The 23,806-nt window shown below is 65.9% G+C and carries 21 protein-coding genes; 17 read left to right on the top strand and 4 right to left on the bottom strand.

Annotated elements, in window-relative coordinates; all coding sequences use genetic code 11:
* Positions 1-6: 6 nt before the first annotated feature.
* The 6 genes from NUV79_RS15305 to NUV79_RS15330 all read left to right on the top strand — a co-directional run bounded on the left by NUV79_RS15305 (position 7) and on the right by NUV79_RS15330 (position 7,731).
* A complete protein-coding gene (locus NUV79_RS15305; RefSeq protein WP_257733954.1) occupies positions 7-1,488 on the top strand; it encodes a M81 family metallopeptidase in 1,482 nt (493 codons plus the stop codon).
* 46 nt (positions 1,489-1,534) lie between these two features.
* The gene (locus tag NUV79_RS15310) at positions 1,535-3,154 is read left to right on the top strand and encodes an amidohydrolase (protein WP_257733955.1); all 1,620 of its coding nucleotides are present in this window, start codon (positions 1,535-1,537) and stop codon (positions 3,152-3,154) included.
* Between the two features lie 115 nt (positions 3,155-3,269).
* Positions 3,270-4,856, top strand: a complete 1,587-nt coding sequence (locus NUV79_RS15315) for an ABC transporter substrate-binding protein (RefSeq protein WP_257733986.1) — start codon at positions 3,270-3,272, stop codon at positions 4,854-4,856.
* A gap of 136 nt (positions 4,857-4,992) precedes the next feature.
* Positions 4,993-5,928, top strand: coding sequence for an ABC transporter permease (locus tag NUV79_RS15320; RefSeq protein WP_257733956.1), 936 nt, complete (start codon positions 4,993-4,995; stop codon positions 5,926-5,928).
* A 13-nt stretch (positions 5,929-5,941) separates the two neighbouring features.
* Entirely contained in the window at positions 5,942-6,763 is an 822-nt protein-coding gene (locus tag NUV79_RS15325; RefSeq protein WP_257733957.1) for an ABC transporter permease, read from the top strand.
* Positions 6,764-6,774: 11 nt separating this feature from the next.
* Positions 6,775-7,731 (top strand): succinylglutamate desuccinylase/aspartoacylase family protein, encoded by a 957-nt coding sequence (locus NUV79_RS15330; protein ID WP_257733958.1) that lies wholly within the window; start codon positions 6,775-6,777, stop codon positions 7,729-7,731.
* Between the two features lie 247 nt (positions 7,732-7,978).
* Here NUV79_RS15330 and NUV79_RS15335 read toward each other — a convergent pair whose 3' ends face one another.
* On the bottom strand, positions 7,979-9,157 hold the full coding sequence (locus tag NUV79_RS15335; RefSeq protein WP_257733959.1) for a hypothetical protein: 1,179 nt from the start codon (positions 9,155-9,157) through the stop codon (positions 7,979-7,981).
* A 258-nt stretch (positions 9,158-9,415) separates the two neighbouring features.
* On the opposite strand from NUV79_RS15335, the gene NUV79_RS15340 reads away from it, so the two are divergent.
* From NUV79_RS15340 to NUV79_RS15360, 5 genes are all read left to right on the top strand, one after another.
* Positions 9,416-9,700: a hypothetical protein gene (locus NUV79_RS15340; RefSeq protein WP_257733960.1), complete on the top strand. Its 285-nt coding sequence runs from the start codon at positions 9,416-9,418 to the stop codon at positions 9,698-9,700.
* A gap of 157 nt (positions 9,701-9,857) precedes the next feature.
* Positions 9,858-10,991, top strand: coding sequence for a GGDEF domain-containing protein (locus NUV79_RS15345; protein WP_257733961.1), 1,134 nt, complete (start codon positions 9,858-9,860; stop codon positions 10,989-10,991).
* Positions 10,992-11,090: 99 nt separating this feature from the next.
* Positions 11,091-12,269, top strand: coding sequence for an acyl-CoA dehydrogenase family protein (locus NUV79_RS15350; protein WP_257733962.1), 1,179 nt, complete (start codon positions 11,091-11,093; stop codon positions 12,267-12,269).
* 158 nt (positions 12,270-12,427) lie between these two features.
* Positions 12,428-13,027, top strand: a complete 600-nt coding sequence (locus NUV79_RS15355; RefSeq protein ID WP_257733963.1) for a TetR/AcrR family transcriptional regulator — start codon at positions 12,428-12,430, stop codon at positions 13,025-13,027.
* Positions 13,028-13,153: 126 nt separating this feature from the next.
* Positions 13,154-14,197: a histone deacetylase family protein gene (locus NUV79_RS15360; protein WP_257733964.1), complete on the top strand. Its 1,044-nt coding sequence runs from the start codon at positions 13,154-13,156 to the stop codon at positions 14,195-14,197.
* Positions 14,198-14,561: 364 nt separating this feature from the next.
* Here the strand turns inward: NUV79_RS15360 and NUV79_RS15365 are convergent, their stop codons facing one another.
* On the bottom strand, positions 14,562-16,118 hold the full coding sequence (locus tag NUV79_RS15365; RefSeq protein WP_257733965.1) for an acetolactate synthase large subunit: 1,557 nt from the start codon (positions 16,116-16,118) through the stop codon (positions 14,562-14,564).
* A gap of 241 nt (positions 16,119-16,359) precedes the next feature.
* On the opposite strand from NUV79_RS15365, the gene NUV79_RS15370 reads away from it, so the two are divergent.
* The 5 genes from NUV79_RS15370 (at position 16,360) to NUV79_RS15390 (ending at position 20,770) form a co-directional block, all read left to right on the top strand.
* On the top strand, positions 16,360-17,319 hold the full coding sequence (locus NUV79_RS15370) for an ABC transporter substrate-binding protein (protein WP_257733966.1): 960 nt from the start codon (positions 16,360-16,362) through the stop codon (positions 17,317-17,319).
* A 10-nt stretch (positions 17,320-17,329) separates the two neighbouring features.
* A complete protein-coding gene (locus NUV79_RS15375) occupies positions 17,330-17,845 on the top strand; it encodes a mismatch-specific DNA-glycosylase (protein ID WP_257733968.1) in 516 nt (171 codons plus the stop codon).
* The gene (locus NUV79_RS15380) at positions 17,842-18,615 is read left to right on the top strand and encodes an ABC transporter permease (protein WP_257733969.1); all 774 of its coding nucleotides are present in this window, start codon (positions 17,842-17,844) and stop codon (positions 18,613-18,615) included. The genes NUV79_RS15375 and NUV79_RS15380 overlap by 4 nt, the downstream gene beginning before the upstream one ends.
* Complete coding sequence (locus NUV79_RS15385) at positions 18,612-19,391, top strand: ABC transporter ATP-binding protein (protein ID WP_257733970.1); 780 nt, start codon at positions 18,612-18,614, stop codon at positions 19,389-19,391. The genes NUV79_RS15380 and NUV79_RS15385 overlap by 4 nt, the downstream gene beginning before the upstream one ends.
* 173 nt (positions 19,392-19,564) lie before the next feature.
* Positions 19,565-20,770 carry an SAM-dependent methyltransferase gene (locus NUV79_RS15390; protein WP_257733971.1) on the top strand — a complete coding sequence of 402 codons (1,206 nt, stop codon included), beginning with the start codon at positions 19,565-19,567 and terminating at the stop codon, positions 20,768-20,770.
* Here the strand turns inward: NUV79_RS15390 and NUV79_RS15395 are convergent.
* Positions 20,767-21,906: a citrate synthase family protein gene (locus tag NUV79_RS15395; protein ID WP_257733972.1), complete on the bottom strand. Its 1,140-nt coding sequence runs from the start codon at positions 21,904-21,906 to the stop codon at positions 20,767-20,769. The two genes, NUV79_RS15390 and NUV79_RS15395, sit on opposite strands and share 4 nt — an antisense overlap.
* 88 nt (positions 21,907-21,994) lie before the next feature.
* On the opposite strand from NUV79_RS15395, the gene NUV79_RS15400 reads away from it, so the two are divergent.
* Complete coding sequence (locus tag NUV79_RS15400; protein WP_257733973.1) at positions 21,995-23,074, top strand: citrate synthase/methylcitrate synthase; 1,080 nt, start codon at positions 21,995-21,997, stop codon at positions 23,072-23,074.
* A gap of 164 nt (positions 23,075-23,238) precedes the next feature.
* Here NUV79_RS15400 and NUV79_RS15405 read toward each other — a convergent pair whose 3' ends face one another.
* Positions 23,239-23,802: a HutD/Ves family protein gene (locus NUV79_RS15405; protein WP_257733974.1), complete on the bottom strand. Its 564-nt coding sequence runs from the start codon at positions 23,800-23,802 to the stop codon at positions 23,239-23,241.
* Positions 23,803-23,806: the final 4 nt, after the last annotated feature.

A 23,806-nucleotide genomic window follows, 5' to 3' on the forward strand; every position in this document is an offset into this window, starting at 1 on the left:
ATGACGGTGCCGCGCGTTTTGATCGCCGAGTTCATGCATGAGACGAACACCTTCAGTGTTCAGCTCACGGACGAGGCTACCTTCAGGGCCCATGGCGCCTTTCGCGACAACGAGATCCCCGGCGCCTTCCGTGGCACGCGCACCTCGATGGGCGCGGCTTTTGAGGCGGCCGACAAGTTCGGCTGGAATCTCGTCCATCCGCTGGTGACCGGCGCCAATCCGTCCGGCCGCGTCACCGATCACGCTTTCGAACTCTTCGCCGGCCAGATCGTCGATGCTGCCTCGGGTGTCGACGGCGTGCTGCTGCATCTCCACGGCGCCATGTCGACCGAAAGCTCGGATGACGGCGAGGGCGAGTTGCTGGCGCTGCTGCGCAAGCGCATCGGCCCTGACGTGCCTGTCGTCGCGGTGCTCGACCTGCATGCGACGGTCACGCAGCTCATGGCCGACAACGCCAATGCGCTGATCTCCTACCGGACCTACCCGCATATCGACCAGTACGAGCGGACCTGGCAGGCGGCCGAATTGCTGCAGCGCGCGATCAAGGGCGAGATCAGGCCGAAGGTCGCACTCGCCCGCCGCCCGATCCTCTACGCGCTTGATGGCGGGCGCACGACCTCGCCGCCTTTCCTCGAATTGCTGCGCCGTGGCGATGCGCTGGAAGCCTCCGGCGACGCGCTCGTGGTCAGCGTCCAGGCCGGTTTCTCCTCGGCCGACGTCCACGATATCGGCCCCTCGATCGCGGTCACGGCCGATGATCGCGGTAAGGCGCAGGCCATCGCCGAGGAGCTGATGGACTATGCCTGGGAGCAGCGCCGCTTCTCCTCGATCCATTTCACGCCGCTGGCTGAAGCCATGGCCCGCGCCAAGGCCGGCGAGGCCGACGCGGGCAAGCCCGGTTACAAGCCGGTGGTGATCTCGGATTATTCGGACAATCCCGGCTCCGGCGCCTATGGCGACGCCACCAATCTGCTGCGTGCCGTGCTCGATGCCGGGCTGAAGAATGTCGGCTTCCATGCGATCAACGACCCCGAGGTGGTGCTGGCCGCTCAGGCGATCGGCGTCGGCAAGCGCGGCCGGATCAGGCTCGGCGGCAAGGTCGATCCGACCATGGGCGGCGGGCCGCTCGATCTCGACGCCCATGTCGTCGCGATCACCGACGGCTATTTCCTCTGTCACGGCCCGATGGCCGGCGGTGTCTGGCGCAATTACGGGCTCTCGGCCCTGCTGCGCGTCGACGATGTCGAGATCATCGTCATCACCCATAACGGCCAGGCGACCGATCTCGCGCAGTTCACCTCGCTCGGCGTCGATCCGACCCGCAAGTCGACGGTGATTGTCAAGTCGATGCAGCATTTCCGCGCCGCCTTCGAGCCGATCGCGCGCGAGGTGCTGGAGGTCGATACCGGCGCGCTCTCGACCCGCAATTTCAAGGAGCGGCCCTACAAGAAGGTCCGCCGCCCGATCTTCCCGCTCGACGATATCTGACCGCCGCTCGTAAGCGCCGGCGACGACTGGACTTGAGGAGAACACCATGGCGATTCAGGCCGATATCGTGCTGCGTAACGGACCGATCTGGTGCGGCCGTGAGGAGGGCGTCGTCGAGGCGCTGGCGATCTTCCGGGACAAGGTGCTGGCCGCCGGCAGCGATGCCGAGATCAGGCCGCTGATCGGACCGAAGACCCGCGTCATCGACCTGAAGGGCCGGCTCGCGACGCCGGGCCTGAACGACTCCCATCTCCATCTCGTCTCGCTCGGCATGACCATGGGCTGGGTCGATTCCAAGCCCGAGAGCGCGCCGACGTTGGAAGCCCTGCTCGGCGCGATTTCGGCCCGTGCCGCACAGTCGAAGCCCGGCGAATGGATCCTCTCGCGCGGCTACGACCAGACCAAGCTCGACACCGGCCGCCATCCCTATCGCGAGGAGCTGGACCGCGCCGCGCCGAACAATCCGGTGATGCTGGTGCGCGCCTGCGGCCATATCGCGATCTGCAATTCCGAGGCGCTGCGCCTCGGCGGCATCGACGAGACGTCCCCGACGCCGCAGGGCGGTCTGATCGAGCAGCAGAATGGCCGCCTCACCGGCCTGCTCGCCGAGAACGCCCGCGCTCCGGTCCAGGCTGCGATTCCGGCTGCAACAGAAGAAGACATCATCGCCGGCATCGAGCGCGGCGGGCAGTATCTGCTCTCGCTCGGCATCACCAGTTGCATGGATGCCGCCGTCGGCCAGAAGGGCGGCTTCCGCGAGATCGCAGCCTATCATCGCGCCAAGCGTGACGGCCGCCTGCCGGTCCGCACCTGGCTGACGCTGCTCGGCGACGATGGCCGCTCGATCGTGCCCGAGTGCTATGCGGCCGGCCTGATCTCCGGCACCGGCGACGAGATGTTGATGATCGGCGGCGTCAAGCTCTTCCTCGACGGCTCGGCCGGCGGCCGCACCGCCTGGATGACCGAGCCCTATCTCGGCGATGACAAGACCACCGGCGTCTGGATGTGGGAGGATGCCGAGCTTGAGCGCATGGTGCTCGACGCCCACAGGAAGGGCTACCAGCTCGTCTGCCATGCCATCGGCGATGCCGCGATCGAGCAACTCATCACCGCCTATGAGAAGGCGCTCGCCGCCTATCCCGACCCGCACCGGCGCCACCGCATCGAGCATTGCGGCTTCTCGACGCCGGCCCAGCACGAGCGCATGGTCAAGGCCGGCATCTATCCCTGCCCGCAGCAGGTCTTCATCCATGATTTCGGCGATGCCTATGTGAAGGTGCTCGGCCCCGAGCGGGCGATGCCGAGCTATCCGTTCCGCACCTGGTTCGACCTCGGCCTGAAGCCGGCGACGGGCAGCGACGCCCCGGTCTGCGACCCCAACCCCTTCCCGAATTTCCACACCATGCTGACGCGTGAGACCTGGAAGGGCACGGTGATGGATGAGAGCCAGCGCGTCTCGATCGAGGAGGCGCTGCAGGCCTATACTGAGTTCGGCGCCTTCTCGCAGAAGCAGGAGAAGGTGAAGGGCCGGCTCGCGCCGGGCTTCCTGGCCGATGTCGCGGTGTTCTCGCGCGATCTCTTGAGCGCTGCTCCGGCCGATATCCTCAAGGATACGCGCTGTGATCTCACCATTCTCGGCGGCGAGGTGGTGTTCGAACGTTCGTAGGATCGGATTTGACCGCGCAGGGGAAGACAAGCGCGGCAAAGCCGCTATGGTTCCACTTGGAAGCAAACAACTCCGGATCAGCCGGAGCGGATAAACGGGAGGAGTGATCGTGTTGTTGAAGAAATTGGCCTTCGCTACCGCGCTGACGCTGGTAGCCTTCACCGTATCTGCACAGGCCCAGGAGCCGCGTCGCGGCGGAACGATCCGCTTCACGGCGCCCTACGGCGCCTCCTTCGTCAGCAATGACAGCCACGTCTCGAACCAGATCCAGGACGAGATCTACGGCTATGCGCTGCACGGCATGCTGTTCCGCTGGGATTCCAATACCGGCAAGCCGGAGCCCGAGCTGGTCGAGTCCTTCTCGACCTCGGCCGACGGTCTGACGCATACGCTGAAGCTACGCGAGGCTTATTTCCACAATGGCCGCAAACTGTCGGCCGATGACGTGATCTGGTCGTTCACCCGCCTCGTGGACGGATCGAAGAGCTATCCCGGCGCGCGCCACGTCTCGCGCATCAAGGGCGGCGCCGAGGTCCGCGAAGGCAAGGCGAAGGAAATCTCCGGCCTGAAGAAGATCGACGATCGCACCATCGAGATGACGATGACCGACGCGGTCGATCCGGGTTTCCTGTTCTTCAGCGCTCCTACCGCGATCCTGCCGGCCAAGGAGGCGCAGGAGGCGGACTTCTTTAACAAGCCGATCGGCCTCGGCCCCTTCAAGTTCGTCGAGCACGTTCCCGGCTCGCGCATGGTCTTCGAGCGCTGGGAGAAGTACTACAAGGCCGGCAAGCCCTACGCCGACAAGCTCGTGATCTCGCCGATGGGCGAGGCCGCGGCCCGCGACGTCGCCTTCCGGAACAAGGAGATCGACGTCTCCATCCTGGGTTCGACTCAGTATGTCGCCTACAAGGCCGATCCGAACCTCTCCAAGGGAATCCTTGAGGTCGCGGAAGTCTTCACCCGCAACATGGGAATGAACCCGGAGTTCAAGCCCTTCTCCGACAAGCGGGTGCGCCAGGCGATCAACCATGCCATCGACAGCGAGCTGATCATCAAGCGCCTGGTGCGGGACAAGGCCTATCGCGCCGTGAGCTGGCTGCCACTGTCTTCGCCGGCTTTCGACAAGGGCGCCAAGCCCTACGCCTTTGACCCGGATAAGGCGAAGAAGCTCCTGACCGAGGCCGGCTATCCGGACGGATTCGAGTTCGAGTGGACCGCTACGCCGAACGAGAGCTGGGGTATCCCGATCGTCGAGGCGACGATCCCGATGCTCGCCAAGGTCGGCATCAAGGTGAAGGTCAAGCCGGTGGAAACCTCGGCTCTCGGTGGCGTTGTCGCTAAGGGCGATTTCCAGGCCTATATCTGGTCGAACACGTCCGGACCGGATCCGCTGACCTCGCTGAAGTGCTTCCATTCGGCGACGCCGCGCTCGTCCTGTAACTACACCGGCTTCAAGAACCCGGCCTACGACAAGGTGCTGGACGATGCTGCCGCAGAGAAGGACGCTGCCAAGAAGCTCGAGCTGCTGAAGAAGGCCAACGCCCTCCTGCAGGACGAGGCTCCCGTCTGGTTCTTCAACTACAACAAGGCGGTGCTGGCCTATCAGCCTTGGCTGCATGGCCTGCAGGCGAACGCGACGGAGCTCGCGCTCCAGCGCTACGAGGATCTCTGGGTCGACGCGACTTCGCCTGCGGCGAAGTAAGCGCGCCTCAGCGGAGGTTCTCGCCAGCTCGATGACACCCGTACCCCGGACCGGCGGCGATGCTGCCCGTCCGGGGTGACGGCGATTTTCGAGCCTTGACCTGAGTCCGCCCCGCGGCGGCGATCAGGAGTTGACCATGCTGCCCTATGTCATCCGCCGCCTGCTGCAGGCCATTCCGATCCTGCTTGCGGTCGCCGGGCTGATCTTCGTGATGTTCAGCGTCATTCCCGGCGATTTCGCATCGACCCAGATGTCCGACGGCCGCTCGGTCGTCGATGCCGAGCAGGTCGCACGCATGAACAAGCAATTCGGCCTCGACGATCCCGTCCATGTTCGCTTCGCGAATTATGCCGTGAAGCTTGCGACGTTCGATCTCGGCACCTCGTTCCGCACCCGCCAACCGGTGATCAATTCACTGGTCGAACGGATCTGGCCCAGTCTTCAATTGGCCATCGCTGCCATGACGTTCGCGATCGTCCTCGGCGTTCCGCTCGGCTTCCTGGCGGCACTGAAGCCGGGTGGCTGGCTCGACATGCAGTCGATGTTCGTCGCCGTGTCGGGCCTGTCCCTGCCGCAGTTCTGGCTCGGGCTGATGCTGATGTATGCCTTCGCGCTGGTGCTCGGCTGGTTCCCGAGCTTCGGCTATGGCGACGGCAACCCGCGCTATATCGTGCTGCCGGCGGTCGCGCTCGGCGTGGCACCGCTCGCCTTGCTGGCCCGCACCACACGCGCCGCCGTGCTCGAAGTCATGAACGCCGACTTCGTCCGCACCGCCCGCGCCAAGGGCAACAGCGAGGTCCGGGTGATGCGCTGGCATGTGGCGCGCAACGCGATGGTCATCGTGCTGACGACGCTCGGCCTGCAGTTCGGCTCGATCATGGGCGGCGCCGTGGTGATCGAGAAGCTTTTCGCCTGGCCGGGTATCGGCTCGCTCCTGGTCGACAGCGTGTCGCTGCGCGACATTCCAGTCGTCCAGGCCTGCATCCTGCTGCTCGTGCTTTTCTTCCTCGTCGTGAACATCATCGTGGACGTGCTCTGCGCTCTGATCGATCCGCGCATCAAGTACACCTAGGGACGGGGCACCGATGAAACTCCGAGCTAATCTTTGGATCGGCGGCGTGCTCTTCGCCGCCGTCGTCGTCGGCGGGACGCTGGCGCCCTGGCTGGCGCATACCGATCCCGTCATGGACGCCAATCTGATGAATGCCGAGGTTCAGCCCGGCGCCGAGTTCTGGTTCGGCACGGACGCGCAGGGCCGCGACATCTACAGCCGCGTGCTCTACGGCGCGCGCATCTCGCTGACGGTCGGCATCGTCTCGCAGTTGATCAACACCGTGATCGGCGTGGCGCTGGGCATGTCGGCGGGTTATTTCGGCGGCTGGTGGGACGATTTCGTCAACGGCTTGACCAACCTCATGCTGTCGATCCCCTCGCTGGTCTTCGCGCTCGCCATCATGGCGATCCTCCAGCCAGGCCTGACCAGCCTGCTGATCGCGCTCGGCCTGACCAACTGGTCCTATACCTGCCGGCTGTCGCGGGCTGCGACGCTGTCGATCAAGCAGCAGGGCTATGTCGAGGCGGCGCGCTCCTTCGGCTCGAGCAACCTGCGCATCATGCTGCTGCAGATCCTGCCGAACATCGCTGGTCCGATCATCGTGATCGGCACGCTCGGCATGGGCGGCGCCGTGCTGGCGGAGGCGGCGCTATCCTTCCTCGGCCTCGGCATCCGCCCGCCCTTCCCGAGCTGGGGCTCGATGCTCTCCGATGCGCGCGACCAGATCACCACGGCACCCTGGATTTCGATCTTCCCGGGCCTCGCCATCTTCATGACCGTGCTCGGCCTGAACCTGCTGGGTGACGGCCTGCGCGACATCCTCGACCCGCATTCGCAGCTACGCAAAGCCTGACAGCAGAGACTATGACGACCCCAGACCTGATCGATCCGCCGCTCGAGACCATCCGCTTCCACGGGCTGAAGGCGGGGCCGAAGCTCCTCGTCTTTGGCGCCGTCCATGGCAACGAGACCTGCGGGCCGAATGCCATCGCTCGCGTGATCGAGGATTGCCGGGCTGGCCGTGTCGTAGTCCAGCGTGGCGAGGTCACCTTCCTGCCGGTCGCCAATCCCAAGGCTTACAGGCAGAACACCCGCGAGGGCGACCGCAACCTCAACCGTGATCTGCGCGAGCGGCCGCAGCCTGTCGATAACGAAGACAGGCTCGGCAACCCCCTCTCCGCCATCCTGCGCCAGCACGACATGCTGCTCGACATCCACTCCTTCACCGGAGAGGGCGTGCCCTTCGTCTTCTTCGGGCCTGATGACAATCGCGGCACGCTCGAACCCTTCCGCCACGGTGCGGCGGAAGCAGCCTTTGCCGCCTGTCTCGGCGTCGACCTGATGATCCATGGCTGGCTCGACATCTATGTCCGGCTGATCGCGGCGCGCGAGCGCTTGAACCTGCCGCGCCTCGCCGTGACCGAAGGCTTCGGCACGACCGAGTTCATGCGCTTTGCCGGCGGCTATGGCGTGACGCTCGAATGCGGCCGCCACGAGGATCCGGCTTCCGTCGATGTCGGCTACAAGGCGATCCGCAATGGGCTTGCCCATCTCGGGCTGACCGACGAGGCGCCGCCGGCGCCTGAGAAGCGCGTCGTCGTCCATATGGACGATCTCGTCATCTGCGAGGCCGAGGGCGATCGCGTCGAGGGCAATTGGAAGACCGGCGACCGCGTCGCGAAGGGCACGCCGATCGCCCGCCGCGCCGACGGCACGGTGGTGACGATGCCCCGCGACGGCTTCATCATCTTCCCCAATCCCAAGGCCAAGCCCGGCGAGGGCATCTGCTATCTCGGGACGGAGAGCACTCGCCGGTTCTGAGCGCGACCACGCTTGTCATTCTGGAGCGCGCCGCAGGCGCGAATCCGGAGCACATGAACACGACCTTTGCGTCATGGTCGGGCTTGTCCCGACCGTCCACGTCTTTGCTGGTTGAGAGCTGGACTTGAGACGTGGATGCTCGCCACAAGGGCGAGCATGACGAACTGAAGTAAGGTCGCGCCCATAGGTTCCGGGTTCTTCGCTGTGCGAAGCTCCGGAATGACGAGGGGGCTGCCAGGCCAAGGCTCTATCCGCCGCTCTTCTCGGGCTTGCCGATGCGGCTGAGGTCGATCTGCTTCTGCAGGCCGAGCATGACGCTGAACGAGGTCACGGGCGTGAGCCCGGTCTCCTTGGTCTTGCGCCAGGCGCCGGAGGCGGTGGCGGTGAAGCCCTTTCCCAGTCCACGCTGGTAGTCGATGCCGATGCCCTTCTGGTCCGAGCGGGCATCGAGGCCGACATAATCGTCGGTTTTGCGCCGAGCGATGAGGCTGACGGCATTGTCGTCGTCGATCCGCGCGGTCAGCTTCGCCTCATGCGCCGTCGTCACGTTGATGACGGAGAAGGGCAGGGTGGTGTCCTCCACCATGCGGGCCGAACCGAGATCGAGCGTGAAGCGCTCATAGGGCACGCGTAGCTTCGCGGTGTAGAGCAGGCTTTCGACCGCATCGAACTCCTTCTCCGGGAAATAGGCGCGGAACGGCGAGAGCGAGCCCTCGATTGTGGCGCCGCCCAGCGCCGTCGAGAAGAACAGGTTCGGCTGCAGGCGGTTATGGTCGCGCCGGAAGCCGAGATAGTCGACGCCTTCGATGTAATGGATGCGTGAGGCGCTGAAGGAGAGGCCGATCTCGGTCTCGCCCGAGCGCCAGGCCGCGCCCGTGGTCAGCCCCAGCGTGCCGAAATTCTCGTCGCGCGGCAGGAAGTCGCCGAGATTGAAGACATTGCGCTCGTTCAGCGCGGTGATGCGCGCTTCGCCGCTGACGAAGAGGCGGAAGGGGCCAATGCCATGATCGAGGCGCTCGCGCCAGGCGAGGCTGCTCCTCCGGCGCGACCAACTCTGTTCGGCGCCCATTGTGACCGAGGATTGCAGTACGGTTGAATCGCCGAGGCTGATGGCGTGCTTGAGCGCCAGCGAATGGGCGCGGGCCGAGGCGAGCGCGCGCGGATCGTAATGTGTTTCGACCAGAGACAGGTTGAGGCCGTAGCCGTCCTGCAACGTGCCGTGAAGATAATCCCAGGTTGCATAGGTTGTGACGACGGGTGTGCCGTTCGCCCCCTGGATACCCGCCGGGTTGCTGTCGAAGCCGCCGCGAAGCCCGATGACGGCGATCGAACTCTCCTTCTCTTCGGCGGCTTTCTCTGTCGCAAGGGCGAGTGAGACGTGAAAGACCAGTGAAGGCAGGATGATGATGCGCGTCAGAATCGTCATGATATCACCAATTCTTCCGGCAATATGGAAGATATTGGTTAATAATTTACGAATAATGCGAAATTTGTTGAGTTTGAAATAGGGCTAATCTCGAATGAAATGGCAGTGAATTCGTGTATTCGGCGAAAATATACTTATGTGCGTCGATTAAGTTTACCTGGTATGGTTAATGTCGGGATAAGGTTGTTGGTATCGGTTTCTGCAACTTATACGTGCTTTATCGCTTCCGCGTCGGAGGCGAAGACAGGGAGAAGCACAATGAAATACGCGATTATTCTCGCTACGGTTGCGGCTTTCGCCGTTTCCCCGGCCATGGCGGGCGGGCGGGGCGGTTCTCTTCTCGGCGGTATCATCGTTCCGGTGACGACGGCGGTGTCGGGCGTCAAGATCAATGCGCTCAACAATGTCAGCGTCCTCAGCGGCAACGGCATCGCCAACGGCAACAAGATCGGCGTCGTTGCCCCGGTGAAGGCGATCGTCAGCAAGAACGGCATCGTCGGTGGCCTGCTCGGCGGTCTCGGTCACGGCTGCGGCTGCAACTGATCCACCCGCTCCCGACCTCTCCATCTGCAACTTGGAACGGGGCTGGCCTTGCCGGCCCCTCTTTTTTGTGGCGGGGGCGGCCATCGGCGCTCGATCCTTAAAATGCCGGGGATCGGGCTGACGGGTTCTTAGAGCCTCGCGCGTAGAGCCATGCGCCATGCATCTGCTGATGAGGCCCCGCAAACGCGCCGCGCAGTTGCCCGCGGACATCGAGATCGAGATCATCTCGCGTCTCTTCGCGGCCCTGCCGCAGATCCTCTGCATCGCGGCCGGGCTGATCGTCGGCTCCGCCATCATGGCCGTGCAGACGGGCCAGGCAATCTTCTGGTGGCTGACCGGAGCTGGTATCCTCACAACGTTGGCGCGCCTCGCCAATATCGTCGGCTTCAAGCGGCGCGACGCCGCCCGTAAGCTGACCCTGACAGAGGCGCGGCGCTGGGAGGCGGGCTACGCCTATACCGCCTTCGCCTTCACGCTTGTCATCGCCGCGTTGACCCTGGCCGCTGCTGCAGCCGACCATGCCGGCGGCTTCGTGCTCAGTCTCGGGCTGACCATGGCGCTGACGGCCGGCTCCTATCTGCGCACGCTTCGCTACTGGATCTGTGCCGTGCTCTCGACCATCGCGATCGGCACGCTGGTCGTCGCCTTCCTGGTCTCGGGCGATCCGCTCTATCAGGCGCTTAGTGTCCTGCTGCTGGTCTATCTCTACTCGATCTATGAAAGCTCCGATTACATCATCGGCCAGTTCGAGGAATTGCTGATGGTGCGGCGTGAACTCGACTTCGCCGCGAGCCATGACCCGCTGACCGGCCTCCTGAACCGCCGTGGACTCGATCGCATTCTCGACGAAGCCGGCGAAAGCGGCGAGGCCTTGGGGCTCCTGCTGCTCGATCTCGATGGCTTCAAGCTGATCAACGACCGTTACGGCCATCAGGCCGGCGACGACCTGCTCAAGCAGGTCGCGATGCGCCTGAAGGGCGTCGTCCGGCCGGGCGATATCGTGGCGCGGCTGGGTGGAGACGAATTCGCCCTGCTTGTGCGCGGCGTCGAGGATGCAGTCGCACTTTCCGAGGTTGCCGATCGGGCAGTGTCGGTCGTCAGGGCGCCGATCATGCTGATGGGGCAACTCGTCACGGTGGGTGCCAGCGTCGGTGTCTCCGTCAAGCCGGAGCAGGATGCCGGCCACTGGACGGCCGAGGTGCTGACGCGCGCGGCCGATCAGGCGCTGTATGGCGCCAAGCGCGCCGGCAAGGGCCGCAGCATGGTCGCCCACTGGGACGATGTCGCCTGACAGCGCCGCGAACTGCGGGTAGCTTGATCTCGGCGAGTCATTCACCTACCGTCCGGCAGGTAGCTCGCCGATGGCGCTGCGTGGAGACGGGAGAAGGCGATGTCATCGGGCGGAAAGCTTGTCGCGGAGGGCGCGCGCCGCTCGCCTTACTTCACCGAGGAGCATGAGGCGCTGCGCGACCAGGTCCGCCGCTTCGTCGAGACTGAGATCAAGCCGCACGCCCTGCAATGGGAGGAGGACGGCTTCGTCCCGCGCGACGTGCTGCGAAAGATGGGTGAGCTCGGCTTCTTCGGCATCCGCTATCCCGCCGAGTATGGCGGCTCCGAGATGGACACGATGGCGACCGTCGTGCTGGCCGAGGAACTCGGCCGCTCGACCTTCTCCGGCGTCGCGATCACGGCGCTGGTCCATACCGACATGGCCTCGGTCCATATCGCCAATGCCGGCAGCCAGGCCCAGAAGGACAAGTACCTGCCCGGTATTATCGCGGGCGAGAAGATCGTCGCGGTCGCCGTCACCGAGCCCGATGCCGGCTCGGATGTGAAGGGCATCCGCACCACGGCGCGGCGCGAGGGCGACCATTACGTCCTCAACGGCGCCAAGATGTTCATCACCAATGGCGTCCATGCCGATCTCTATTGCGTCGCCGCCAAGACGGACCCGCAGGGGCGGCCCTCGCAATCGGTCTCGATCTTCGTGGTCGAGAAGGGCACGCCGGGCTTCTCGGTCTCGCGCGCCCTCGACAAGCATGGCTGGCGCTCCTCGGACACCGCCGAGCTTTCCTTCGTCGATTGCAAGGTGCCGGCCGAGAACCTGCTCGGGCAGGAAGGGCGCGGCTTCTACGCGATCATGAGCAATTTCCAGAACGAGCGCACTGTGATCGGCGCGATGGCGATGGGCGAGGCGCAGGCCGCCATCGACCTGACGCTGGACTATGTCCGGACGCGCAAGGCTTTCGGCGCGCCGCTCTGGGAGAAGCAGGCGATCCGCCAGCGTCTGGCCGAGCTTGCCGGCAAGGTCGAGGCCGGCCGCCAGCTCGTCTACCACGCCGCCTGGCTCGACGCGCAGGGCTTCGACGCCACCCGCGAGGTCTCGATGGCCAAGGCCTATTGCGGCGAGCTGGTCAACGAAGTCATGTACGACTGCCTGCAGTTCCATGGCGGCATGGGCTACATGCGCGAGAGCGCGATCGAGCGCATGACCCGCGATGCCCGCGTCCAGGCCATCGGCGGCGGCGCGACCGAAGTCATGCTCGAGGAAGTGGCGAAGCGGCTGTGATCGGAACGTCACTCATAGAGTGTCTTCCCGTGCGCGCTGCGGCGCGCAGTGCCGCTGCGCAGACACGGGACCGCGTGACGAGAGGGCGCCTTTCCGGAGGACGGTCCCGTGTCAGCGCAGCGGCATTACATGCCGCAGCGCGCACGGGATGACACCCTATGAATGACGCCCCAACCACCGCCCGGTCGACCACCGAAGGCGGCTCACGCCGGCTGATCCTCGACCATGCCGCGCGGCTGCTGCGCGGCGGCGGCTACCATCAGACCACCTTGCGCGAGATCGCCGAGGCCGTCGGCATCCGCAAGGCGAGCCTCTACTACCATTTCGGCTCGAAGGAGGAGATCGTTGAGGAGGTCGTCAACGATGGCGTACGCTTCGTCCATGAGGCCGTCGTCGCGGCGCTGGCGGCGGAAGAGGGCGCCTCGCCGCGCCAGCGGCTGGAAGCGGCGATCCGCGCGCATCTCTCGGCGCTGCACGGCCATGGCGATTACACCTCGGCCAGCATCAAGGTCTTCACCTTCGGCGCGGCGCCCGTGCCGGAGAGCGTGCGCGCCGTGCGCCGTGCCTATGAGGATGTCTGGCGCCGCCTGATCGCCGAGTGGCAGGAGGCGGGCGGCATGCCGGCTGGCAATTCGCCGGATGTGCTCAGGCTCTTCCTGCTCGGCGCGCTCAACGGCTCGACCGACTGGTACCGGCCGGAGCGCCATGCGATCGACGCCCTCGCACGCGAATTCGTGGCGCTGCTCTCGCCGCATTGAGCGCCAGCCCCGCCTCCCACGCAGGGGCGGACGGCATCGTCATGGCTGACCGGCGCGGCGGCGGTTGCTAGCATCCCTTCGCGGGGCTGATGGTCGCCTCGCGATCTGACGAGGATTCTTCGCCTGATGCGCGCCTTCTATCACCCCGACCAAGCCCTTCACGATCCCCAGCAATATATGCGCTTCGGCAAGGTCGTGGCTCCCAAGGACCTGCCGGAGCGGACGGAGCGCTTGCTCAGCGCGCTCAGGAAGCACGGCATCACGCCGGAGAAGCCGGCGGCGCATGGCACGGACCCGGTCCTGGCGATCCATGATGCCGGCTTCGTCAAGTTCCTCGAAACCGCCTGGGCGCGCTGGCAGGACCTGCCGGCCGAGCGCGGGCCGGAAGTCTGGCCGAGCACCTTCCCCTATTGGAGCGGCCGCCCGGACGAGGATGTCCGCCCGCCTTGCCGCCCGACCGGCTTCATCGGCCAGCTCGGCTGGTATCTCGGCGATCTCTCGGTGCCGATCGGCGAGCATTGCTGGCATTCGACGCTGCGCTCCTCGGAAACCGCCGTCTCCGCGGCCGACGCGATCCTGGCCGGCGAGCGCGCCGTCTATTCGCTCTGCCGCCCGTCCGGCCACCATGCGCGTGCCGATCGCGCCACCGGCTTCTGCTATCTCAACAACACGGCGATTGCGGCCCAGCGCCTGCGCTCGAAATTCGGCAAGGTCGCGATCCTCGATGTCGACGCCCATCACGGCGACGGCACGCAGCAGATCTTCTATCGCCGCAACGACGTGCTGACGATCTCGGTCCATGCCGATCCCACCAACTACTACCCGTTCTTCACCGGTTATGCCGACGAGCGCGGCAACGGCCCGGGCGAGGGCTTCAACCTGAACCTGCCGCTGGCACATGGTGCGGGTGGCGCCGCGATGGAGACAGCCGTCGCCGAGGCCGGCAAGGCGATCCGCGATTTCGGTGCCGAGGTCGTGGTGATTGCGCTCGGCTACGACGCCCACAAGGACGACCCGATCGGCGTGTTGAAGCTGGAGGCTTCGGATTTCGGCACGATCGGCCGACAGGTGAAGGGTTTCGGCCTGCCGACGCTGGTGGTGCAGGAGGGCGGCTACGCTATCGAGGCGATCGGCGATTGCCTTGACGCTTTCCTCGGTGGCTTCAAGTAACGCCTCTCTTCGCGACAACGCGTGTCATCCCGTGCGCGCTGCGGCATGCAAATGCCGCTGCGCAGACACGGGGCCGCGTGACGAGAAGGCGCCTCTTTCTGATGACGATCCCGCATCTGCGTTGCAACACTACGTGTTGCAACGCAGATGCGGGATGACACGCTACCTCGCCTGCTTCTTCCACATCTCGTCCGTGACCACACGCGTCATCCCGTGCGCGCTGCAGCGTAGAACGCTGCTGCGCAGACACGGGACCGCGTAACGAGAAGGCGCCTTTTCCGGGGAACGATCCCGCATCTGCGCCGCAGCACTGACGTGCCGCAGCGCGTGCGGGATGACACCCTTCAGCGCAGCTTGAAGCGCTTCAGATCGCCGCTTCGATCAGGAACGGCCCCTTCCGGCTCAGCGCCGCCTTGAACAGGCTCGCAAACTCCTCAGCCGTTGTCGCCCGCGCGGCTTCGACGCCCATGCCCTTGGCCATCATCACCCAGTCCAGAGCCGGCTCGTCGATGTTCAGCATCAGCGTGGCGTTGCGGCCGAAATCGTTGACGCCGACGGCGCGCATCTCGCCATGCAGGATCTGGTAGGTCCGGTTGGCGAAGACGACGGTGACGATGTCGAGATTCTCGCGCGCCTGTGTCCACAGGCCCTGCACCGTGTACATGCCCGAGCCGTCCGCCTGCATGCCGATGACCTTGCGGTCGGGGCAGGCGACGGCCGCGCCGATGGCGAGCGGGATGCCTTCGCCGATCGCGCCGCCGGTGAGCTGGATATAGTCGTGCTGCGGCGCGCTGTGGCAGTCGTAATAGAAGCTGCGCCCGGACGAGACCGACTCGTCGCAGACGATGCAGTTCTCCGGCAGCAGGGCCGAGACGATGGCGCAGGCCTTGTCCGCATCGAGCTTGCCGGTCGGCAGGCCGGGCTGCTCCTTCCGCGTCGAGGCGATGTAGAGCGGGGCGGTCTTGGCCGCGCCCATCTCCTCGGCGAGCGCGGAGATTGAGGCCGGCAGGTCGTCGCCGGGGATCGACAGCGTCGCGACCTCGCAGCCGTCATGGATCAGGCGGCCGGGCTTGCCGGGATAGGCGAAGAAGCCGACCGGGACCTGCGCGCCGACCAGCACGAGATAATCGACGTCCTTGAGCTGCTCGAGCGCCTTGTCGATCGGATAGAACACCTTCGGCATGGCGACGCGGCCGGCGCCGCGCTGGATGCGCCCGTTCGACATCTGGCTGAAGATCTGTGCGCCGGTCACCGCGCAGATGCGGGCGGCCATCTCCATCGGCTTCTCGCGGAGCGCGAGGCCCGTCAGCATGATCGCAGCCCGCGCGCCATGCTTGCGCAGGCCGGCCGCGACCTCGCGGATCGTGGCGCTTTCGACGCTCTTCAGCGCCGGCAGTTCCGTCGGCTTCAGCGTGGCGGGCTCGACGCTGCCCCAGGCGCAGTCGGCCGGCAGGATCACGGTGGTGACGCCGGGCAGCGTCAGCGAGGCGACATAGGCTTCCCCGATCGCCGGGCCGACATCCTCCGGCGTCGCGATGCGGCGGACGAAATGCGACATCGGCTCCGCCAGGCTCTCGATATCGCTGGTCAGCGGCGCGTCATGCTGAAGATGGTAGGTCGCGTGGTCGCCGACGACATTGATCATCGGCGTGCGGGCGCGCCGTGCATTGTGCATGTTGGCGAGCGCGTTCGCCATGCCCGGCCCGCAATGCAGCAGCGTCGCCGCTGGCTTGTCGGCCATGCGGGCATAGCCGTCGGCCGCACCGGTCACCACGCCCTCGAACAGGCCGAGCACGCAGCGCATTTCCGGCTTGCGGTCGAGCGCCGCGACGAAATGCATCTCCGACGTGCCGGGATTGGCGAAGCAGGTATCGACGCCGTTGATCAGAAGCGTGTCGCAAAGGCGGTCGGCGCCGTTCATCGGAAAACCTCGACTCAAAGAAATAAGGGCGTCTGCGCGCCGGCGGGCGAAAGAGGAGGAAATTCCCTCTGCCCTGTCAAACGAGAGAATGTCATGACTTCCCCAAGCGGCGCTGATCGGCCGCTTGACGTGTTTGCATATGCAATTAGGTTGATCTGGAACGAAGGTTGCATCGCAGCACGAAGGGCGTTTAGGCGTCTGGGTGAGGCATCAGCCGAAAAACAGGGGAAGGGTTTCAACCATGGCAGTTTTCAAGCGCGCCGGCGCCGCGGTCGGTTTTGGCCTCGCGGCGCTTCTTGCGGCGGGCGGCGCCCAGGCGCAGACCAAGGTCAATATCGGCATTTCCGGCTGGACCGGCTTCGCGCCGCTGGTGCTCGCCAAGGAGGCCGGCATCTTCGCCAAGAACGGCCTCGACGTGACCATCAAGAAGATCCCGCAGAAGGATCGCCACCTCGCCATCGCCTCGGGCGACATCCAGTGCGCCGCGACCACGGTCGAGACCTGGATCGTCTGGGATGCGGCCGGCATCAAGACCAAGCAGATCTTCCAGCTCGACAAGAGCTACGGCGCCGACGGCATGGCCGTGCGCAAGGATGTCGCCGCGATCAAGGACCTGAAGGGCAAGACGGTCGCGGCTTCCGCGCCCGGCACCTCGCCCTATTTCGCGCTGGCCTGGATGCTCAAGGAGAACGGCCTCTCGGTGAAGGACGTCAAGGTCGTCAACATGGAGCCCGGCCCGGCCGCACAGGCCTTCATCGCCGGCCAGAATGACGCCGCCATGACCTATGAGCCCTATCTCTCCAGCGTCCGCGACAAGCCGGATGCCGGCAAGATCATCGCGACGACCCTCGACTATCCGATGGTGATGGACACCTTCGGCTGTACCCCTGCCTTCCTCGTCAACGACAAGGCCGCGGCCGCGCTGACACAGAGCTATTACGAGGCTCTGGACATGATCAAGAAGGATCAGGCCAAGGCCTACGAGATCATGGGCGCCGACGTGAAGCAGACCGGCGAGCAGTTCGGCAAGTCGGCCGGCTACCTGCGCTGGTCGGATGCCGAGGGTAACAAGAAGTTCTTCTCGGGCGACTGGCAGGCCTTCTCGGCCAAGGCTGCCGACCTGCTGCTCGAGATCGGCCTGATCAAGGCCAAGCCCGATCTCGCCACGCTGGTCGACACGAAGTTCGTCGCCGGCAAGTAACAGCGACTGCGTGACCGGCGACATCCTCCCGGATGTTCTGGAGCCCGGCCTGCGCGTCGTCTTCTGCGGCACGCAGGCCGGCGCTGCCTCGGCCAGGCGCGGCGCCTATTATGCCGGGCCGGGCAACAAGTTCTGGCCGGTGCTTCATGAGATCGGGCTCGTTCCGGTGAGGCTCCTGCCGGAGGAATTCCGGACCCTGCCGCGTTACGGCATCGGCCTGACCGACGTCGCCAAGCGCACATCGGGACCGGATTCCGCGCTGCGCGGCGGCCATTTCGACGTGGCCGGCTTCACGGCGAGGATCGCTGCGAACCGGCCCCGCATCCTCGCCTTCAACGGCAAGCGTGCGGCGCAGGCCGCTCTCGGGATCAGCGAGGGGCGGCTCGCCTACGGGCCGCAAGCGCATGGACTGGCCGATGCCGACATCTACGTCCTCCCCTCGACCTCCGGCGCCGCTGCCGGCTTCTGGTCGATCGAACCCTGGAAGCAACTGGCCATGGCCGTGACCGGAATCCTATCCCGATGAGACCTTTGCAGCCCGTCTCGGCCTCGGCCCGCATCGGCTATGGCCTGGCCTTCTTCGCGCTCTTCGTCGCGCTCTGGTCGGTGGCGACCTTCGGCGGCTATGTCCAGCGCCTGTTCCTGGCCGATCCGCTGACCATGGTCGGCGAGGGCTACAACCTGATGGTCCGCTACGGCTTCAGCTTCGACATCATGATGACGATCTGGCGTGTCGTCGGCGGGTTCATCCTCGCCGTTCTCGTCGCGCTGCCGATCGGCATCCTGATGGGGGCCTACAAGCCGATCGAGGCGTTCCTGGAGCCTTTCGTCTCCTTCGCGCGCTATCTGCCGGCCTCGGCCTTCATCCCGCTGCTGATCCTCTGGGCCGGCATCGGCGAGACGCAGAAGCTGCTCGTCATCTTCATCGGCTCGGTCTTCCAGCTCATCCTGATGATCGCGGTCTCCGTCGGCTCGATCCGGCGCGATCTCGTCGATGCCGCCTATACGCTGGGCGCGACCGACAGCTCGGTGGTGCGCCGCGTCATGCTGCCGAACGCGGCGCCGGAGATCGCCGAGATCTTCCGCCTCGTGCTCGGCTGGGCCTGGACCTATGTCATCGTCGCCGAGCTGATCGGCTCGTCCTCCGGCATCGGCCACATGATCACCGACAGCCAGGCGCTGCTGAACACCGGGCAGATCATCTTCGGCATCATCGTGATCGGCCTCATCGGCCTCGTCTCCGATTTCCTCTTCAAGGCGGTCAACCAGCGCCTGTTCCCGTGGGCGCGCACATGAGCAAGCTTCTCGTCGAGAATGTCGGCAAGGTCTTTCCGGCGCAACGCGGCGGTGAGCCGACGCGCGCCCTGATGCCGACCTCGCTCAGCGTCGCCGACAATGACTTCATCACCATTCTCGGCCCCTCCGGCTGCGGCAAGTCGACCTTGCTGCGCATCATCGGCGGGCTGGAGACGGCGAGCGAAGGGCGCGTCCTGCTGGATGGCGCAGCCGTTGCCGGGCCGGGCGCCGATCGCGGCTTCGTCTTCCAGAGCTATACGCTCTTCCCCTGGCTGACGGTGCAGCAGAACATCGCTTTCGGCCTGCGCGAGAAGGGCGTGTCCGAAGTCGAGCGCCTGAAGATCGCCCGCGACTGGGCGGTGCGCGTTGGCCTCGGCAGCTTCGTCGACCACTTCCCCAAGCAGCTCTCGGGCGGCATGCAGCAGCGCACGGCGATCGCCCGCGCGCTTGCCAACGATCCCAAGATCCTCCTGCTCGACGAGCCCTTCGGCGCGCTCGACAACCAGACCCGGGCGCTGATGCAGGAAATGCTGCTCGGCATCTGGGAGCGCGAGCAGAAGACCGTGCTCTTCGTGACCCACGATATCGAGGAGGCGATCTTCGTCGGCTCCCGCGTCGTGGTGATGAGCGCGCGTCCCGGCCGGATCAAGGCCGATATCCCCGTCGATCTGCCGCATCCGCGGCCCTACACCATCAAGACGACGCCGGAATTCGTCACCCTGAAGGAGCGCCTGGTCGAGGAAATCCGCGCCGAGGTCATCGCCGCGGATCACTAACCTGCCGCTGGCCATGCTTCCCTAGCGGAACCGAACCGCATCGCCTGCATTGTCATGTCGCAGGCGTGTGGCTGCCTTGCGCTGAGGGGCCGTTACGACGGCGCATTGCGTTGCCATCTTCAGCGAAAGGGGCGCTGCCGAAGGTGGGGCCAATGCATTCGCTGATAGCCAGGATGTTGTCTCGGCTCGCGATCGAGCCACGTATCGATGTCGTATTTCCCGATGGTACCTTGCAGTCGGTCGGGCAGGGTGCCGCGCCGCGCTTGCGGATGCGCATCGTCGATTCCCCGACGGAACTGAAGCTTGCGCTCAATCCCGAGCTCGCCCTCGGCGAGGCCGTGATGGACGGGCGCGTCGTCGTCGAGCAGGGCTCGCTCTATGACCTGCTCGACGCGCTGGTCGCCGCCGTTCATCGCGCGCGTCCCAAAGGCTGGGGCAAGGTGCTGGAAGGCCTCCGCACGGCGGTGCGGCGTTTCCACCAGCACAACACGCCGACGCTCGCCCGGCGCAATGTCGCGCATCACTACGATCTCAGGAGCGATTTCTTCCGGCTCTTCCTCGATCCGGACATGCAGTATTCCTGCGCCTATTTCGCCGAACCCGGCATGAGCTTGGCCGAGGCGCAAGTCGCCAAGAAGCGCCACATCATGGGCAAGCTCGACCTGGCGCAGGGGCAGCGCGTGCTCGATATCGGTTGCGGCTGGGGCGGCATGGCTTTGTCCATTGCTGACGAGACCGGTGCCTCGGTGACCGGCATCACGCTCTCCGAGGAACAGCTCGCCATCGCCCAGCGGCGCGGCGCCGAATCCGGCCTGCCGGTCGAGTTCCGGCTGCAGGACTACCGCCACCTGAACGAGCCCTTCGACCGCATCGTCTCGGTCGGCATGTTCGAGCATGTCGGCGTCGGCTATTACCGCGAGTATTTCCGCAAGATCCGGGAGTTGCTGAGCGATGACGGCGTGGCGCTGGTCCATACGATCGGCCGCTCGTCACCGCCGGGCGCAACCAATCCCTTCATCGCCAAGTACATCTTCCCGGGCGGCTATATCCCCGCCATGTCGGAGGTGGCGGCGGCGGTCGAGCAGGAGGGGCTCGTCATCACCGATGTCGAGGTGCTGCGCCTGCACTATGCCGAGACGCTGAAAATCTGGCGCGAGAACTTCCTCGCCCGGCGCGACGAGGCGGTGGCGATGTATGACGAGCGCTTCGCCCGCATGTGGGAATTCTACCTCGCGGCCTGCGAGGCGAGCTTCCGGCATGACGACCTCGTCGTCTTCCAGTTCCAGCTCGCCAAGAAGCTCGACGGCCTGCCGATCACGCGCGGCTATATCGCGGAGCGTGAGGGCGAACTTGGACGGAAGATCGCCGAGCCGGCCTAGGCAGGCTCCGGCCCGACATAGCGGGCGCGAGGCCGGATCAGGCGTCCGGTCTCGCCCTGCTCCAGCGCGTGGGCGATCCAGCCGGCGCAGCGCGCGGCGGCGAAGATCTGGAACGGCACATCCGGCCCGAGCCCGAGTTCACTCGCGATCGCCGTCAGCACGAAGTCGATATTCGGTTCTTCGCCGGTCAGCGCCGTGACCGCACGGCGCGTCTCCTCATAGGCCGGCGGTAGTGTGAAGGCCGTGAGCAGCGCTCGCGCCCGCGCATCGCCATCCGGATAGAGCGGATGGCCGAAGCCGGGCAGGGGCATGCCGGTCGCAAGCCGGGCCGAGACCGCCATCTCGACGCCCTCGCTCGCGATCTCGCGCATCAGCCCGAGCACACGCGGCGTCATCCCGCCATGCAGCGGCCCCGAGAGCGTCGCGATTCCGGCCAGGATGCTGGCGGCAAGCGAGGCGCGCGTCGAGGCCGCGACCCGGACCGCGAAGGTCGAGGCGTTGAGCTCGTGATCGGCGAGCAGCACCAGCGCGCGGCGGATCAGGTCGGCGCCGCGGTCGTCGCAGCCCCAGGCCTGCGCGAGCCGGTGATGGATCGGCCCCTGGCCCGGCCGCCCCGCGATGGCGTCGACGAGCGAGTCGATGACCGAGGCGGCCTCCAGGTAGAGCGCCTTCTTGGTGCGCCCGGCCATGGCGGGATCGCTGGCGGCGCGCGCGGCGATCACCGCGAACATCCGCTGCCGGGCCGGCGCCTCCGGCACGATCGTGAACAGCGGCGGGAAGCGCTGCGAGCCGCAATCCCAGAGCAGCCGCGCGACATCCTCAAGCTTTGCCGTCTCGGCCAGCTTTTCGGCGTCCTGCCCGCGATACCAGAGCTTGCCGCGCTGGATCGTGGCGATGCCCGAGGCCAGGATCGGCTCGCCGAACGCGATCGCATCCTCGGCGATGGCGGCAGGTTTCCGCCCCCGCGCCTTGCGATGCTCCAGCCGCGCGACATCCTCGGCCCGGTAGAGCCGTCGGCGCGAGTCGTCGGCATCGCCGCGCGCCTCGATCAGCCCGCGGCTGACATAGGCATAGAGCGTCTGCGGCTTCAGCCCGAGCCGCTGCATCACCTGTTGCGCCGTCAGCCAGTCTGTCATGGGAAAATATATTGATTATATTGTTCAAGATTGATTCTACCGATGAAACTATCAATCTTCAAGGCCTCAGATGTTGAGGAGAACCGCCATGTCCGATGGCCTTGAAGATGTCGTTGCCGCCCATACCGTGCTTTCGGACGTCGATGGGGCGGCGGGCCGGCTGGTGATGCGCGGCCACAGCCTTGATGAGCTCGCGGGCCATACCTCGTTCGAGGAGATGGCCGCGCTGATGCTCGACGGCTTCGTGCCGGACCTGCCGGCCATGAAGGATCTGCCGGCGGCGCTGGGAGCGGCGCGGCAGGAGCTGTTCGAGACGGTTGTGCGGAAGGCCGTCGTCCCGGTGACGCTCGGGCCGGTCGAGATGATCCGTGCGATGACCGCGCTCGTGCCTGATGGCGAAGATGTCGGTACTGTTCTGCGGCTGCTGGCGGCGCCAGCCGTCTTCACCGCCGCTTCGCTGCGGCTGCGTCAGGGCCTCGCACCGGTCGCGCCCGATCCGTCGCTGTCGCAGGCCGCCGATACGCTGCGCATGCTGACCGGCAAGGCGCCGACGAAGCAGCAGGCAGCGGCGCTCGATACCTATCTGGTGACCGTTGCCGACCACGGCCTCAACGCCTCGACCTTCGCCTCCCGCGTCGTCGCCTCGACCCGCGCCGGGCTGGTCTCGGCCGTGCTGGCGGGCATCGGTGCATTGAAGGGGCCGCTCCACGGCGGCGCGCCCGGCCCGGTGATCGAGATGCTCGATGCGATCGGCGCACCCGCCAATGCTCGTACCTGGCTGGAGACGGCGCTCGATCGTGGCGATCGGCTGATGGGATTCGGCCACCGCATCTATCGCGTGCGCGACCCGCGTGCCGACGCTCTGAAGGGCGCGATCCGCCGGCTCGGCGCCGATAGCGGGCGCCTCGCTTTGGCCGAGGCCGTCGAGCAGGCAGCGCTCGCCATCCTGCGCGAGCGCAAGCCCAACCGCACTCTGGAAACCAATGTCGAGTTCTACACGGCGCTGCTGCTGGAGGCGCTCGGCTTCACCCCGGATTCGTTCACCTGCGTCTTCGCGCTGGGACGGACGACGGGCTGGCTCGCCCATGCCAAGGAGCAGATCGCCGGCGGCCGGCTGATCCGCCCGCAATCGGTCTATGTCGGCCCGCAGCCGCGGCAGGCGGCTTAAGTTCCAGCAGGGCGCGGGGAACCCTTCTCCCGTGTGGGAGAAGGGTAGGAATGAGGGCCTGCCTTATCCGCAGAAGACTCAGTGGCCCGGTCGCGCTCCAATGATCTGCGGCGGTCCCTCACCTCTACCCCTCTCCCATTCGGGAGAGGGGGCCCCGCGGCTGTCTATGACGCCGTCAGCCAAACCGCGTAAAGCTCAGCCTCATTGCTGCTCACCACCGTAAGCTCGATATGTCCCGGCGCGTTGAGGATTGCACTGTCACCGGCGGCTAAGCTCGCGCCGTTCACCAGCCAATCGCCCTTGCGGGCGACCAGCACCAGCAAGCCTTGGCCCGCAGCGAGCGAACCAGCGCCAGACAAACGCTCGACCCGGTGCTGCCAGCGACCGCGCCGGCTCATCACGTTGAGATCGTCGATCGCCCCGTCGACCAGCACGCCATCCACCCCTCGGTCGGCGGCGAAGAAGAATGGCGCGGTCGCGCGGTCGAGCGAAACTGTCTCGCCGTCGCCGAAAGCCAGCCGGATGCCGTTGCCGGTCAGCACCGACAAGGTCCGGTCGATGCCGGGAAAGGACGAGAACGGCCCGTCTGCGCCCACATGCGCCATCGAGATGCGCCAGTCGAACTGGCTCAAGGAGGCTCCCTCTGGGGAAACCGCGATCTCGGTCGTGGTGCCGCCGCCGTTCTTCCACGGCATGACCTTGCAATCGGCGGCGCGGATGATGCGCATGGAA

This window comes from Allobosea sp. 47.2.35 (genome assembly GCF_024655635.1).
Lineage (GTDB): Bacteria > Pseudomonadota > Alphaproteobacteria > Rhizobiales > Beijerinckiaceae > Allobosea.

Excerpts from the sequence above, each read along its gene's own strand:
- NUV79_RS15310 (WP_257733955.1), top strand. The coding sequence starts at position 1,535 with ATGGCGATTCAGGCCGATATCGTGCTGCGTAACGGACCGATCTGGTGC.
- NUV79_RS15320 (WP_257733956.1), top strand. The coding sequence starts at position 4,993 with ATGCTGCCCTATGTCATCCGCCGCCTGCTGCAGGCCATTCCGATCCTG.
- NUV79_RS15325 (WP_257733957.1), top strand. The coding sequence starts at position 5,942 with ATGAAACTCCGAGCTAATCTTTGGATCGGCGGCGTGCTCTTCGCCGCC.
- NUV79_RS15330 (WP_257733958.1), top strand. The coding sequence starts at position 6,775 with ATGACGACCCCAGACCTGATCGATCCGCCGCTCGAGACCATCCGCTTC.
- NUV79_RS15335 (WP_257733959.1), bottom strand. The coding sequence starts at position 9,157 with ATGACGATTCTGACGCGCATCATCATCCTGCCTTCACTGGTCTTTCAC.
- NUV79_RS15340 (WP_257733960.1), top strand. The coding sequence starts at position 9,416 with ATGAAATACGCGATTATTCTCGCTACGGTTGCGGCTTTCGCCGTTTCC.
- NUV79_RS15345 (WP_257733961.1), top strand. The coding sequence starts at position 9,858 with ATGCATCTGCTGATGAGGCCCCGCAAACGCGCCGCGCAGTTGCCCGCG.
- NUV79_RS15350 (WP_257733962.1), top strand. The coding sequence starts at position 11,091 with ATGTCATCGGGCGGAAAGCTTGTCGCGGAGGGCGCGCGCCGCTCGCCT.
- NUV79_RS15355 (WP_257733963.1), top strand. The coding sequence starts at position 12,428 with ATGAATGACGCCCCAACCACCGCCCGGTCGACCACCGAAGGCGGCTCA.
- NUV79_RS15360 (WP_257733964.1), top strand. The coding sequence starts at position 13,154 with ATGCGCGCCTTCTATCACCCCGACCAAGCCCTTCACGATCCCCAGCAA.
- NUV79_RS15365 (WP_257733965.1), bottom strand. The coding sequence starts at position 16,118 with ATGAACGGCGCCGACCGCCTTTGCGACACGCTTCTGATCAACGGCGTC.
- NUV79_RS15370 (WP_257733966.1), top strand. The coding sequence starts at position 16,360 with ATGGCAGTTTTCAAGCGCGCCGGCGCCGCGGTCGGTTTTGGCCTCGCG.
- NUV79_RS15380 (WP_257733969.1), top strand. The coding sequence starts at position 17,842 with ATGAGACCTTTGCAGCCCGTCTCGGCCTCGGCCCGCATCGGCTATGGC.
- NUV79_RS15385 (WP_257733970.1), top strand. The coding sequence starts at position 18,612 with ATGAGCAAGCTTCTCGTCGAGAATGTCGGCAAGGTCTTTCCGGCGCAA.
- NUV79_RS15390 (WP_257733971.1), top strand. The coding sequence starts at position 19,565 with ATGTTGTCTCGGCTCGCGATCGAGCCACGTATCGATGTCGTATTTCCC.
- NUV79_RS15395 (WP_257733972.1), bottom strand. The coding sequence starts at position 21,906 with ATGACAGACTGGCTGACGGCGCAACAGGTGATGCAGCGGCTCGGGCTG.
- NUV79_RS15400 (WP_257733973.1), top strand. The coding sequence starts at position 21,995 with ATGTCCGATGGCCTTGAAGATGTCGTTGCCGCCCATACCGTGCTTTCG.
- NUV79_RS15405 (WP_257733974.1), bottom strand. The coding sequence starts at position 23,802 with ATGCGCATCATCCGCGCCGCCGATTGCAAGGTCATGCCGTGGAAGAAC.